The 13168-nt window shown below is 35.8% G+C and carries 13 protein-coding genes; 3 read left to right on the top strand and 10 right to left on the bottom strand.

The genetic code is table 11. The features are described 5' to 3' along the window. Window positions 1–12 precede the first annotated feature (12 nt). The gene (locus tag ACFPVY_RS04860) at window positions 13–837 is read left to right on the top strand and encodes a UDP-2,3-diacylglucosamine diphosphatase (RefSeq protein WP_379790690.1); all 825 of its coding nucleotides are present in this window, start codon (window positions 13–15) and stop codon (window positions 835–837) included. Window positions 838–943: 106 nt separating this feature from the next. After that, on the top strand, window positions 944–1450 hold the full coding sequence (locus tag ACFPVY_RS04855) for a hypothetical protein (protein WP_379790688.1): 507 nt from the start codon (window positions 944–946) through the stop codon (window positions 1448–1450). 70 nt (window positions 1451–1520) lie between these two features. Here the strand turns inward: ACFPVY_RS04855 and ACFPVY_RS04850 are convergent, their stop codons facing one another. After that, a complete protein-coding gene (locus ACFPVY_RS04850; protein ID WP_379790686.1) occupies window positions 1521–1976 on the bottom strand; it encodes a protease complex subunit PrcB family protein in 456 nt (151 codons plus the stop codon). Next, a complete protein-coding gene (gene bshA, locus ACFPVY_RS04845; RefSeq protein WP_379790684.1) occupies window positions 1973–3112 on the bottom strand; it encodes an N-acetyl-alpha-D-glucosaminyl L-malate synthase BshA in 1140 nt (379 codons plus the stop codon). The genes ACFPVY_RS04850 and bshA overlap by 4 nt, the downstream gene beginning before the upstream one ends. Before the next feature lie 212 nt (window positions 3113–3324). Between bshA and ACFPVY_RS04840 the strand changes: the two genes are divergently transcribed. Then, window positions 3325–3831 (top strand): hypothetical protein, encoded by a 507-nt coding sequence (locus ACFPVY_RS04840; RefSeq protein WP_379790682.1) that lies wholly within the window; start codon window positions 3325–3327, stop codon window positions 3829–3831. 297 nt (window positions 3832–4128) lie between these two features. Here the strand turns inward: ACFPVY_RS04840 and ACFPVY_RS04835 are convergent, their stop codons facing one another. The 8 genes from ACFPVY_RS04835 to ACFPVY_RS04800 form a co-directional block, all read right to left on the bottom strand. Continuing rightward, window positions 4129–7047: a glycoside hydrolase family 3 N-terminal domain-containing protein gene (locus ACFPVY_RS04835; protein WP_379790680.1), complete on the bottom strand. Its 2919-nt coding sequence runs from the start codon at window positions 7045–7047 to the stop codon at window positions 4129–4131. Between the two features lie 20 nt (window positions 7048–7067). Beyond that, the gene (locus tag ACFPVY_RS04830) at window positions 7068–7550 is read right to left on the bottom strand and encodes an ABC transporter ATPase (RefSeq protein ID WP_379790678.1); all 483 of its coding nucleotides are present in this window, start codon (window positions 7548–7550) and stop codon (window positions 7068–7070) included. A 4-nt stretch (window positions 7551–7554) separates the two neighbouring features. Further along, a complete protein-coding gene (locus ACFPVY_RS04825; protein ID WP_379790676.1) occupies window positions 7555–8160 on the bottom strand; it encodes a hypothetical protein in 606 nt (201 codons plus the stop codon). 11 nt (window positions 8161–8171) lie between these two features. Then, window positions 8172–8963, bottom strand: a complete 792-nt coding sequence (locus ACFPVY_RS04820; protein ID WP_379790674.1) for a (Fe-S)-binding protein — start codon at window positions 8961–8963, stop codon at window positions 8172–8174. Between the two features lie 72 nt (window positions 8964–9035). Continuing rightward, complete coding sequence (locus ACFPVY_RS04815; RefSeq protein WP_379790672.1) at window positions 9036–9482, bottom strand: LNS2 domain-containing protein; 447 nt, start codon at window positions 9480–9482, stop codon at window positions 9036–9038. A 54-nt stretch (window positions 9483–9536) separates the two neighbouring features. Next, complete coding sequence (locus ACFPVY_RS04810; protein WP_379790670.1) at window positions 9537–10865, bottom strand: 4Fe-4S dicluster domain-containing protein; 1329 nt, start codon at window positions 10863–10865, stop codon at window positions 9537–9539. Between the two features lie 9 nt (window positions 10866–10874). After that, window positions 10875–11840: an MlaD family protein gene (locus ACFPVY_RS04805; protein WP_379790668.1), complete on the bottom strand. Its 966-nt coding sequence runs from the start codon at window positions 11838–11840 to the stop codon at window positions 10875–10877. Between the two features lie 54 nt (window positions 11841–11894). After that, window positions 11895–13100, bottom strand: a complete 1206-nt coding sequence (locus tag ACFPVY_RS04800; RefSeq protein ID WP_379790666.1) for an N-acetylmuramoyl-L-alanine amidase — start codon at window positions 13098–13100, stop codon at window positions 11895–11897. Window positions 13101–13168: the final 68 nt, after the last annotated feature.

The raw sequence follows: 13168 nt of genomic DNA, 5'->3' as shown, positions 1-13168 counted from the left end.
AATAACATCAAATTGAAAAAAAGAGCTGTAGAACTCGTAGTAATTTCAGATGTTCATCTTGGTACTTTTGGCTGTCACGCAAAAGAGCTTCACAATTATCTTTCTTCGATAAAACCCAAGATTTTAATTTTAAATGGTGATATTGTTGACATCTGGCAATTCAGAAAATCATATTTTCCAAAATCACATTTAAAAGTCATTAGGAAAATTATTGATTTTACTTCTAAAGGGACTCAGGTTTATTATATTACGGGAAATCATGACGAAATGCTTCGTAAATTTAGTGATTCCAGAGTTGGGAATTTTTCGATAATTGACAAACTCGTTCTTGATTTAGACGGAAAAAAAAGCTGGTTTTTCCACGGAGATATTTTTGATTCGTCGGTACAACACGCCAAATGGATTGCAAAATTAGGCGGTTTGGGATATGATTATCTTATTCTTTTAAACAGATTTATTAATTGGTGTTTAAAGAAATTAGGAAAAGAGCCTTACTCTTTTTCAAAGAAAATAAAATCGAGTGTCAAAAAGGCTGTTAAGTTTATCGGAGATTTTGAAGAGGCAGCAATTGACCTAGCGATCGAAAATAAATATGATTTTGTCGTTTGTGGTCACATTCATGAACCAAAAATTTTAAAACAGAAAACCAAAAAAGGGGAAACTCAATATTTGAATTCTGGCGATTGGGTCGAAAATCTAACTGCTTTAGAATACAATAAAAAGCGCTGGAAACTTTACAAGCACATTGAAAATATTGAAACTGTTGAGGAAGATTATTTTGAAATGGAAACGATTATAAGTGAAAAATTTATAACTGAGTTGCTGATTGCAAAATAGTTTCTTGCCCCGTTTTTAAGAAAAAAAAGTGTTATAAATATCATAATTTTAATGAGATAACTCGTGTATATTATTAACTTGTAGTAAACTCTAAATAAAATAAATTATGAAAAAACTATTTTTATCAGCATTTATGCTAGCAGGAATGGCGTTCTCGGCTCAAGCGCAGTCGATTGCAAAAAACGCTCTTGGACTTAGACTCGGAGACAACGACGGATTTGGAGCAGAGGTTTCTTACCAAAGAGGTCTTGGTGACAATAACCGTTTAGAACTTGATTTGGGATGGCGTGATTCAAAATATTATGACGCCGTAAAATTAGTTGGTTTGTACCAATGGGTTTGGAACATTGAAGGTGGTTTCAACTGGTACGCCGGTGTTGGTGGTGGTGTTGGAACATTTGATTACAATTATGATGGTCCAGGTCCTTTTAACAACGATTATGATGACAACGGAACTTTCCTTTTAGTTGCAGGTGATATCGGTATCGAATATAAATTTGATTTCCCATTGCAACTATCGCTTGACTTCAGACCAGAATTATATTTTGGTGATGATTACAGAGACGACAACTTTGGGCCAGACATCGCTTTAGGTGCTCGTTTTACATTTTAAAACAAACAAAACATCATACAAAAACATCCCGAGAATTTCGGGATGTTTTTTTTTTTAATTCAACTGAAATTTATTGAAAAACGATTTCCTTCGTAGAATTTATTTTTACAATTGTGTAAGGATTTGTGATTGCCATCGTAGCCATTTCGCCAGATTTTGGAGCTGTCTCTTGAACCGAAACATAAATCTTACCTGCTTTTTCTGAAACATCTGTTACTTTGATTGAAAATCCTCCAGAATTTTTCTGTCCTAAAAATAAAGCAACAATTCTTTCTTTAGAAAAATCAACTTTTGGGACTTGTTCGTCATTCACAGCTTGATATAATTTATGTAAAGATTGAGCGTCTTTAACTACTTCAAAAGATTTTGTTTCCTTTCCCTGATAATCTGACTCGCTTAAAACGGTATAGAGTTTTGCAGAAGCCTTTTGCTCTGTCACAGGTCTTTTATCTGATTCTGCCGTTTTTTTCGTGCTATTGCAAGAGAACAAAAGAATGGCAAACGGAACTAAAATTATCTTTTTCATAACAATATTTTTTTATTTAAAGCTTTTTCATAAACCGCTTCATACAGCGGAAGAATGTTCAAGATATCAAATTGTTTGGCAACTCCCAAGGCATTTTGCTTAAATTTATGTAATTCTTCATCGCTAATTAAAATTGAAACTGCATTTTTCGCCATAGCATCAATATCTCCAACATCGCTTAAATATCCAGAAATGCCTTCAAAATTAACCTCTGGAAGTCCTCCCGAATTACTTGAAATTACAGGAACTCCGCAGGCCATTGCCTCTAAAGCCGCAAGACCAAAACTTTCTGTCTGCGACGGAAGCAAAAATAAATCAGTATAACAAAGAATTTTGTCAATATCATTACTATTTCCAAAGAAAATCACTTTGTCGCTTATTCCAAGCTCTTCACAAAGCTGTTCTGCTTTTTCTTTTTCTGGACCTTCGCCCACCATCATTAATTTTGCCGGAATTTCTTTTTGAATTTTGTCAAAGATTTTTACAACGTCTGGAATTCTTTTTACTTCTCTAAAATTACTGATGTGTGTAATAATTCTTTCTCCTTTTGATGCCATCAAAGCTCTTTGGCAAGGCGCATTTTCGTCGATACGATTTTTATTTACTTCAATAAAATTCGGGATGACTTCAATTTCTTTTTTGATATTGAAAAGCTTGTAGGTTTCATCTTTTAGACTTTGCGAAACCGAAGTTACAATATCAGATTTATTAATACTAAACGTTACCGCAGGTTTGTAAAAAGGATGACTTCCTACCAACGTGATATCAGTTCCGTGCAATGTGGTTACCATCGGAATTTTAATTCCCTCATCTTTCAGCATTTTCTTTGCCATGTAACCTGCGTATGCGTGCGGAATGGCGTAATGTACGTGAAGTAATTCAATTTTATGAAGCTTCACCATATCCACCAATTTACTGGAAAGCGCCAATTCATAAGGTTGAAAATGAAACAGCGGATACTCTGGAACGTTAACTTCGTGATAGTGAATATTTGGATTCAAAAGTGCCAAGCGAACGGGCTGGCTATAAGTGATAAAGTGTATCTCGTGTCCTTTTTTTGCGAGCTCAAGGCCTAGTTCTGTGGCAACTACACCGCTTCCGCCAAAGGTTGGATAACAAACAATTGCGATTTTCATAATGAGGTATAAAATATAGTACGAAAGTACTTAAAAAAGAGAGGAAAAATATTAATTTAAATAAATTTAACGTCGTTAAATCATTCTTGGAATCATGAGTTATAAAATCAAAAATTCAAATTTAATAAAATATTATTAAGAAAAAAATTATGAATTTAATTAAACTTATTGATTTTTTATTCATATTTGCAATCTAACCAAAACCAATTATTATGAAAAAATTATTTTACGCAGTTGCCGTGATGGCTTTTATGTTTACTGGTTGTTCGAGTGATGACGACAGCTCGAATGCGGAAGCAACAAACATTATGATTGACAATGTGCCATTTAACCAATCTGGTGCTGTTGCTCCTTTTTTTAGTGCAAGTACAATGTTTGATTCTGATGATGAATCTAAAATGAGATCATTTCAACTTGCAAGTTTCGGTAATGGCACTTCTGCTGCTGAACAAATCGCTTTGTATATTACTTATCCTGCTTCACAAGCGAGCATCAACGGAACCTATCCTGTCGATTCTTTTGATGATGCGAATGCTGACGGCGGTTACATGAAAGGTGAAGACGGATACTTTTTTGAAGAAGGAACAGTAACAGTTACTGACTTGGGGAATAACAAATATAAGTTGCAGTTTAACAATGTTATCGCTGTTGATGAAGCAGAAACATTGCCAAATAAAACTTTCACCGGCTCTTATGAAGGTGTTTTTACTTCAATGTAATTTTAAAAAACAGCTAATTTTAAAGCCAATGCAATTGCATTGGCTTTTTTTGTTTCTGAAGTTTTTTTGAATTGAAATGTAATTTTCAGTAATTATACGCTATCGTTTTTTAAGCTATTCGTAATTCTTTTTGTTTAGTCGATGTTGTGACGATGTTCACCGATTAAAAAGTAAAATCCTAAACTAACCCTGATTGGCTGCAGTAGCTTTTTTTAATCCGTTTACGGTTAAAAAAACTACTGCAGAAAGCGGGAAAATGGATAACAAAAATGCCTGAACTTTTGTTTCAAAAAAAAATTATTTTTCGATGGCATCATAAATTACTTTCTGAATATTCTCGCGAACATTTTCTTTAGAAAGCGTGTTTGGCGCGTTTGAATCTGGGTAAGTTCTGTTTGACAAGAAGATATAAATCAAGTCTTTTTCTGGGTCGGCCCAAGCGATCGTGCCCGTGAAACCGGTATGCCCAAAACTGGATTTTGAAACGCCAGAATAAACCGGACCGGCGGTTCCCGGAGCTTGTGGCTTGTCAAAACCGAGCGCTCTTCTATTGCCTTCTTTGGCAAAATATGCGGTGTTGAACGCGTCGAAAGTGGCTGGCGAAAAGTAAGTTACGCCACCATAATTTCCTTTGTTCAAGTACATTTGCATGATTTTGGCAAGGTCAATTGAGTTGGAAAAAATTCCGGCGTGACCGCCTACTCCGTCTTGCATTGCCGCAGCCATATCGTGAACGTATCCTTGAATTGTGGAATATCGCCAATATTTATCTTCTTCTGTTGGCGGAATTATGCTCATGTCAAATTTTCTCAACGGATTGTAAGTGGTGCTGTTTGCGCCTAATTTTTTGTAGAAATTTTGCTCAGAAACGACGTCTAATTTTTTAGCAGTCATTCTTTCCACATATTCTTTTAAGATGATAAACGTGAAATCGCTGTATTTGTATTCTTTTTTTGGAAGCAACTTGCTACCAGCGATTTTCTTGATAATTGTGTCTTCGTAATCATTTCTCAAGAAAAGATTTTCTGAAACCTGCGATGTAAAATCAGGCATCATTGTTTTTCTATAATATTTTTCACTCGGAACTTTTTGTTCGTCAAGCGTGGATTGGTAAAACGGAATCCAAGCTTGAAGCCTTGCATAATGCGATAAAAGTTCTTTGAAAGTGATGTTCTTTTTGTCTGTATTTTCAAAAATCGGAAGCATTGTTCCTAATTTTGTTTCTAAAGTCACTTTCTTTTGGTCATACAATTGCATCACGTCTGGCAAAGTCGAAACCATTTTTGTCAACGACGCAACGTCATAAATATCTGTATTTTTAACTTTTACCGTATTTGTATAATCGTGAGAACCGTATGATTTTTGGAAAATTACTTTTCCTTTTCTTGCTACCAAAACTTGCATTCCAGGCGCCATATTTCTTTGAATTGCATTTTTTGCAATCAAGTCAATTCTATCCAAAACCTTTGCATTCATACCCACATTTCCTGCTGATGTAAATCCAAGACGGTTGAGTTTTTTGGTTCTGAGTCCGTCGTTTGTTTTAAATGCGGTTCCGATTGAAACGGGAAGTTTTCCCTTTGCTTCCACAGCTCCAAAAATCATTTGTGCCGAAACACTTTGCGCTACATCACTGTTTTGATATGAAACGACCAAACCTTCAATGTCACTAAAACTATTGATCGGAATTAACGAATATGGTTTTGTAAAAACGTCAAGAATTACTTTATTGTTCTTAGAAATTTCTTGGATTTTTACAATTTCATCCACCGTAAAATCGTGTTTTTTCCAAGCGCCGTCTGCTTTGTGATAACCGATAATTACGGTTGTGTATGCTTTTAAATCTTCAATCAATTTGGGCAAACTATCATTTGAAACTTCGGTGACTTCTGTATATTGTTTCAAAGTTCCTACGAAAGAACTATTTGAGTCATCGCCTAATTTTAAATAAGCAATCTTCTCGTTCTCAATATCTTTTATAGGAAGGATTTCTTGGTCATTTTTTAATACCGTAAGTGCATTTTCATACAATTCATATTGCAAATCTTCAGCCTCCAAACTATTAATATCGTCATACAAAAACGGAATATCGATTGGTTTGTATTGGTTTAAACCTGCCAAATATTTGTATTTCAAAATCTTTTTAACTGATTTTTCCAAACGCGATTCTGGAATCACCGTATCTTGAATTGCCACACAAATTTTCTCTAAAGCTAAAGGCACATTTTCTGCAAAAAGAAGAATGTCGTTTCCTGCTAAAAAAGCTTCCAAATCAATATCTCCGGGTGATTTAAAATTGCTGGCACCTTTCATATTCAAGGCATCCGTGAAGATCAATCCGTTGAAATGAAGGTCTGTTTGAAGAATATTTGTAACTACGTTATAAGAAAGCGAAGAAGGGTAATTTTCACGAGGTTCTAAACTTGGAACGTTCAAATGCGCCACCATTACGCTCGCCAAACCTTCCTTGAAAAGTCTTCGGTAAGGATAAAATTCCACCTGCTCGATTCTTTCTTTAGAGAAATTTACCGTCGGAAGTGTGTGATGCGAATCTGTTGAAGTGTCGCCGTGACCCGGAAAATGCTTTCCAGTTGCGAAAACGCCTTGTTTTTGAATTCCTTTCATCAATGCGGAAGCTCTTTCGGTCACATTAAATTTGTCTTCTCCGAAAGAACGGTTTCCGATAATTGGATTTTTTGGATTGGTATTGATGTCCAAAACCGGAGCGAAGTTGAAATGAACGCCAACTCTTCGGCTTTGTTTTCCGTACTGCTCGCCCACTTTTTCAATCAATTTCATATCTTGGATGGCGCCAAGAGTCATGTTCCACGGATATTTTATGACAGAATCAAGGCGCATTCCTAATCCCCATTCGGCATCAATTCCGACAAAAAGCGGAACTTTTGATTTTTTTTGGTAACGATTTGTCAATTTTGCCTGACGCATCGGGCCACCTTGAAAAAAGATGACACCACCGATATGATTTCTTTCAATAAGTCTATCGATGGAATTTACGTGCGCAGAATCTTTGTTAGAATAAGCGGCAACCATAAAAAGCTGTCCGATTTTTTCTTCCATCGTCATTTTATTATAGATGCTGTCCACCCAAGCAATTTCCTTAGTTCTATCTATTTTTATAAAATTTGAATCAGGAACGCTAGATTGTGCAAGAGCAATCTGACTGAAAAACAGTAGGCTAATAATAAAATATCTCATTAAAAAGTAAAATTTGTTTTTTAGAAAAAACGGCTATGCCAGCTTTCATTTGCAGGAACTTCCCAATATTCGTGCCATTCGCCAACAGTATTAACGAGATTATTAAAGACAATAGTATTTCCGGAAACGGCTTTTTCTTTTGCCATTTTCTTAAATTCAATCAACGGTTTGTGGGCAATGTGCTCCCCAAGTTTGAAAGTCACATTCATTTTATCTAATAAATCTACTGCGTATTTTTTCTCCAAATCTTGGATAAATTGCACAGAACTATCTATTGAACAACCGGTTGCATTTTGAACTTCTTGGTTTACGGACAAAATAATGAAACGATTGTATTTTAATTGGTAAGAAGCTTCAAGACTGGTTCCGTGTGCGGCCCAATTTTCTACAAAAGCTTTTAAATCAGTTTCGATTTCAGCCATTTCTTCATCTGAAAATTTTCTATTTGATTGGTAAATCCAGATTTTTGATTCGTCTGGTAAATTTTCAAAAGGAATGTACATAATTTTATATTTTTTTAATGCCTTGGATCACTTTGTAATATCTAAAATCCTTGGCTTTTGTATCATAGAATTCTTGTTCCCAGTAATCAACGGAAACTTTATCATTTTTCTTTAAAATCATATCTGTCAACAGATTAGAATCTTTAAAAAAAGTGAGCACCATCATTGAATGCGACCTTCCGGAATTATCTTTTACTGTAACAGTCAAAAATTGTTCTGGCTTGATTTCAACAATCTTGCCTTCAAGTGTGAGCGCTTCCTGTTCTTGTTCATCCTCTGAGCCAAACCCACTTTCAGCAAGTTTTAATAACACGTCTGGACAAATTGACGCCATTTTTAAGCCTACATCCATACCTAGTTGTTTCATCGAAGTGTCAGATTGAAGCACATCGCCATACTTTTGGATCACTGCCTCTTTGTGGGCCGAATAACTGGCAACAATACAAAAACCAAGTTCTAATTGAACTTTAGAAGACTCTTGTGCTTTTAATTCGTCGACCTTTGAAGCTGCGCAACTGCATACTTCATTGCCAACAATATCTAAAATATCTTGGCTGTTTGCGTTTACAAAATATAATGAAAATAAAAAAGCGAGTAGTGATTTTTTCATAGATTAATTTATTATAAATCTTTTGCGTTTGCAATAAGTTCTGCAATATCCATCACTTTAACTTGCGCTTCTTTTTCTTTATTTTTGACACCGTCAGTAAGCATCGTGTTGCAGAAAGGACAACCTGCGGCAATAATATCTGGAGCGGTTTCTAAAGCGTCTTCTGTTCTTTCAACATTGACTTCTTTATTTCCTGGCTCTGCGTCTTTAAACATCTGTGCGCCACCAGCTCCACAACACAATCCGTTGGCTTTTGAACGTTTCATTTCTACCAATTCCACATCTAATTTTTCAATCAAATCTCTTGGAGCTTCGTAGATTTTATTGGCTCTGCCCAAATAACAAGGATCGTGAAAAGTGATGCGTTTTCCTTTAAACTGACCGCCTTCAATGGTTAATCTTCCTTCGTCTAAAAGTGATTTCAAAAATTGCGTGTGGTGAACCACTTCATAATTTCCTCCTAATTCTGGATACTCATTTTTAAGCGTATTAAAACAATGCGGACAAGCCGTAACGATTTTTTTTGCTTCATAAGCGTTCAAAACCTCGATGTTCATCATCGCCTGCATCTGAAAGAGAAATTCGTTTCCAGCGCGTTTTGCAGGGTCGCCCGTACAGCTTTCTTCCGTTCCAAGAACCGCAAAAGAAACTTCAGCTCTGTTCAAAATTTTAACAAAAGCTTTGGTGATTTTTTTTGCTCTATCATCAAAGCTTCCGGCACAACCCACCCAGAACAAAACTTCTGGTTGTTTTCCTTCGGCTAACATTTCGGCCATTGTTGGCACAGATAAAACTTCTGACATCTTTTTTAGTATAATCGGTTAATCGTAAAAATGTTTAATCGGTTAAACACTTAACCGATTAAACGTTGAATACTACTCGTGTTTTCCGTCGTCAAAAACTTGGATGGTCACTTCTTTGTCAACCAAATCAGTGAATTTTCCTCTATAACGTGTTGCTTTAACCAAGTGATTATCAATCCAATGGTAGTTTCCTCCACGCGGTTTTCCCATTACCATTCCGTGGTATTTGAAACCGTGTAATTTTAACCATTGTTCTGTCACATCGCGGTGCGCTTCCGTTCTCGAAGTAAAGAAAAATATAATGTGCCCTTCGTCATACCAACGGTTTAATGTTGCTAATGCATCTGGATATAATTCTGCGGTAAGCATTCTTTCAGGCTCTTCATTTGGAATATCATCACAGATAGTTCCGTCAATGTCGATAAGATAATTCTTGATTCCTTCTGGAAGTATCGGACTGATTGCTTCTCCGTTTTCTGAAACGGCCAGTAAGTTTTTGTCGATGTCTTCTGTTTTCATTGTATTCTAAAATTTAGTGTGTTGAGGGGTAAGTTTTAATCGCAAGAAATGAAATTAATTTTCGTTTTTCCAATTCAGACGATCTTGCTGGCTATATTGCCAAGGTGCTCCGTTATTTTCAACGTTGGTCATCATTGCATTTAACGACATTGGTGCCGCGCTTTGTTCCATAACCAAGAAACGACGCATATCCATAATAATTGATAACGGACTAATATTTACTGGACATTCTTCAACGCACGCATTACAACTTGTGCACGCCCAAAGTTCTTCTGGCGTAATATAATCGTTCAAAAGCATCTTATTGTCTGGGACAAAAACGCCATTGTTTGCATCAATATTTTTTCCGACTTCTTCCGCTCTATCACGCGTATCCATCATGATTTTTCGAGGAGACAATTTCTTGCCCGTGATGTTTGCCGGGCAAGCCGATGTGCAACGACCGCATTCCGTACACGTGTAAGCGTTCATCAACTGCACCCAATTTAAATCTTGAACGTCGCTGGCGCCAAATTTCGTTGGAGTTGCATCTGCATCAGGCGCTGGCGCTGCAAAAGGATCAGCATTGGGATCCATCATCAATTTTACTTCGTTTGTAACCGATTGAAGATTGTCAAATTTCCCTTTTGGATTTAAATCTGCAAAATAAGTATTTGGGAAAGCCAAAAGAATATGCAAATGTTTAGAGAAATAAATGTAATTCATGAAAACCAAAATTCCTGCGATGTGCAACCACCAGAAAACTCTTTCGAAAACTATCAAAGTTCCAACCGACATCGATTCGAACATCGGAGCAATAAACTGACTGATTGGAAACGCTCCAGCTTTTGTGTAATGCTCCGCTCCTTTTAATTGTAATGCTAAATCTGATCCGTTTAAGAACAAGAAAAGTAGCATCAAGGTAACTTCAAAATAAAGAATGTAATTGGCATCGCTTTTTGGCCATCCTTTCAAATCACTGTGAATGAATCGCTTCAACTTGATGATATTTCTTCTTCCTAAGAAAACCAGAACAGCTACCAAAACTAAGAAAGCTAAAATCTCAAACGAAGCAATCAAAACATCATAAAATCCGCCCATAAAAGCGAAAACACGATGCGTTCCGAAAAGGCCGTCGATGATGATTTCAAGAAGTTCAATGTTGATTATAACAAAACCAACATAAACAATAATATGCAAAATTCCGGCAACGGGACGTTTGACCATTTTTGATTGGCCAAGCGCGATCATCGCCATATTTGCCCAACGCTCTTTTGGATTGTCAGAACGATTCACATCTCGACCTAACTTAATATTGCGGATTAGTTTTTTTACGTTTAAAGCAAAATATCCGAAACCTAAACCAAGTAATATGGCAAACAATATATTGTCTATGTAGCTCATCAGGCCGTTTTATTTAATAGTATCTTTTACCTTTTCGTCCTCTTTTGGAGCTACGTAAGGTTTTGGTTTTTTACCGAAAACAGAAAAATGCACGTAACGTTTTGGGTTTTCTTTCAAATCTTGGACAAGTTGTTTCATTTCTAAAGAAGCCCCTTCTAAATTATCATACATTCCGTCGTCTTTAAGCAATTTCCCTAAAGAACCTTTTCCAGATTGAACGTCGTTTACAATTTTGTCAACGTTTGTCAAAGCTTTGTCTAACTTTTTCATTGCGGCACCAATATTAGCGTTGTTCAATGAATCAGAAAGTTTAGAAAAATTGGCGGTTGCGTTGTCTAAGTTTGTGAAAGTTCCGTCTAATTTAGTTCTGTTATCTGCAATCAATCCGTTCACTCCTTTTGCAGCAGCGCTAAACTCTTTCATCGTTACAGACAATTCTGCGATTGATTTTCTAAGATTATCTTGTGTATTTCTATCAAAAACATTGTTCAAAGCCATTAATAAACTATCAGCTGTAACCACAGTTTTTTCCACTTTTGTTTGAAGTGGAGACAATCTGTCACCAATATTTGAAAGCATTCCCGGTTTTACATTCGTAGAAAGTTGCTGTCCATCTTCTGCTTCAACAGGGTTTTTAAAATCTGGAATAAGCGCGATGCTTTTTCCTGCTAATAATCCTGGCTCATAAATGGTAGCGACAGTAGATTTTGAAATTGGAAAATCAGTTTTAACTTGAATTTCTACCAATAATTTTCCGTCATTATGAAGCGTGATGCTTGTTACTTTTCCAACAGCGAGACCGTTGATAGTTACCGGAGCCGATGGTGCAAGGCCTTCGACTTCGTCATAAACAGCATAAAATGTTTTGTAATCGTTAAAAAGGTCTCTGCCTTTTAAGAAACTGTATCCCCAGATGAATAACAAAATTGATGAGATGACAAGAATCGCGGTTTTAATTTCTCTAGATATTTTCAAAGCTTGGTGTTTTTAAACAAATTTAAGTAATAAAATCAAAAGGATTTCATAAAATTATTTTAATGCTTCCTGCAAAGTGATTTTTTTACCGTTTTTAAATGCAATTAAGTAGGCCGTTGTAAAACCTTTTGCTTTTGCTTCCGCTAATTGCTGTTTTGCGGTGTCGTAATTATCAGATGATCCATACATATATTTATAAAGATTTCCTTCAGAAACTACACTAACTCCGTTCAAACCTTTAAAGTTGCTTGGCGTTAAATCTAATTTTGTACCGCTTGCAGAAATCTGAACTTTAAAAGTTACTCCTTTTGAGTCGGCTTCTGGTTTTGTTTCGGTTTTAACTTCTGGCTTTTTAACTTCTGGCTTTTTAGTTTCTGGAGTTTTTGTCGCAACCGTTTTTGAAGTATCTGGTTTTACAGGAACCACAACTTCTCTTGGTTTCTCTACTTTTAATTCTTCTTTATCGATTCTATTTTCGATTGAAGTTCCTCCAAAGTATTCTTTCTTATAATTCATAATCGCATCGGCAATCGCTTTTGCAATTTCGTTTTGACCTTCGTCTGAATTCAAATAAGCGCCTTCATTTTTATTAGAAATAAAACCCATTTCAATCAAAACCGCTGGCATCGCCGTTTTGTGCAAAACCATGAAAGGTGCTTGTTTAACACCACGGCTTTTTCTTTCTAATTGCGTTTTAAATTTATCTTGAACCACACTTGCAACCGCCATACTTTGGTTCAAATTTTCCTCTTGAATCAAAGTAATCCCAATTAAAGATTCAGGAGATTTTGGGTCATAACCCGCATATTTTAATTTATAATCAGACTCTAATGTGATTACCTCATTCTCGCTTTTTGCAACTTGAAGATTTGATTTTAATTTGGTCAAACCCATCACATAAGTTTCTGTTCCAGAAGCTTCAGAATTGTCGTTTGAATTACAGTGAATTGAAACAAACAAATCTGCTTTTGCGTGGTTTGCAATATTGGCACGTTCTACCAATTCTATGAAAACGTCAGTATTTCTAGTGTAAACCACATCAACTTTTGGCTGTTTGTCAAGTAATTTCCCCACTTTTAAAGCCACTGCAAGAGAAATATTCTTCTCAACAAAATTATTTTTAATAGCGCCATAATCTTTCGCGCCGTGACCCGCATCAAGAGCAACTTTAAAATTATCGCCCGATTGGCTAAAAGCAGAAACTGAGATGAAACAGGCGAATAAAGCGAATGATTGTTTAAATTTCTTGTGAATGTCCATATTTTGTTAAAGTTTATTTTAATAAAATTCCTATGGTTATAATTTTGTTATTTCCTTATTTTTGATGA

Origin of the sequence: Flavobacterium qiangtangense, assembly GCF_042658345.1 — a bacterium.
Classification (GTDB): Bacteria; Bacteroidota; Bacteroidia; order Flavobacteriales; family Flavobacteriaceae; genus Flavobacterium; species Flavobacterium qiangtangense.
The sequence above is the reverse complement of the archived record's forward strand: the minus strand, read 5'-3'. Positions and strand labels throughout refer to the sequence as shown.

What these genes read in the sequence shown, in the direction of transcription:
- ACFPVY_RS04800 (WP_379790666.1), bottom strand. Translation starts at nt 13,100, where the DNA reads ATGGACATTCACAAGAAATTTAAACAATCATTCGCTTTATTCGCCTGT.
- ACFPVY_RS04850 (WP_379790686.1), bottom strand. Translation starts at nt 1,976, where the DNA reads ATGAAAAAGATAATTTTAGTTCCGTTTGCCATTCTTTTGTTCTCTTGC.
- ACFPVY_RS04835 (WP_379790680.1), bottom strand. Translation starts at nt 7,047, where the DNA reads ATGAGATATTTTATTATTAGCCTACTGTTTTTCAGTCAGATTGCTCTT.
- ACFPVY_RS04820 (WP_379790674.1), bottom strand. Translation starts at nt 8,963, where the DNA reads ATGTCAGAAGTTTTATCTGTGCCAACAATGGCCGAAATGTTAGCCGAA.
- ACFPVY_RS04855 (WP_379790688.1), top strand. Translation starts at nt 944, where the DNA reads ATGAAAAAACTATTTTTATCAGCATTTATGCTAGCAGGAATGGCGTTC.
- ACFPVY_RS04815 (WP_379790672.1), bottom strand. Translation starts at nt 9,482, where the DNA reads ATGAAAACAGAAGACATCGACAAAAACTTACTGGCCGTTTCAGAAAAC.
- ACFPVY_RS04830 (WP_379790678.1), bottom strand. Translation starts at nt 7,550, where the DNA reads ATGTACATTCCTTTTGAAAATTTACCAGACGAATCAAAAATCTGGATT.
- ACFPVY_RS04840 (WP_379790682.1), top strand. Translation starts at nt 3,325, where the DNA reads ATGAAAAAATTATTTTACGCAGTTGCCGTGATGGCTTTTATGTTTACT.
- bshA (WP_379790684.1), bottom strand. Translation starts at nt 3,112, where the DNA reads ATGAAAATCGCAATTGTTTGTTATCCAACCTTTGGCGGAAGCGGTGTA.
- ACFPVY_RS04825 (WP_379790676.1), bottom strand. Translation starts at nt 8,160, where the DNA reads ATGAAAAAATCACTACTCGCTTTTTTATTTTCATTATATTTTGTAAAC.
- ACFPVY_RS04810 (WP_379790670.1), bottom strand. Translation starts at nt 10,865, where the DNA reads ATGAGCTACATAGACAATATATTGTTTGCCATATTACTTGGTTTAGGT.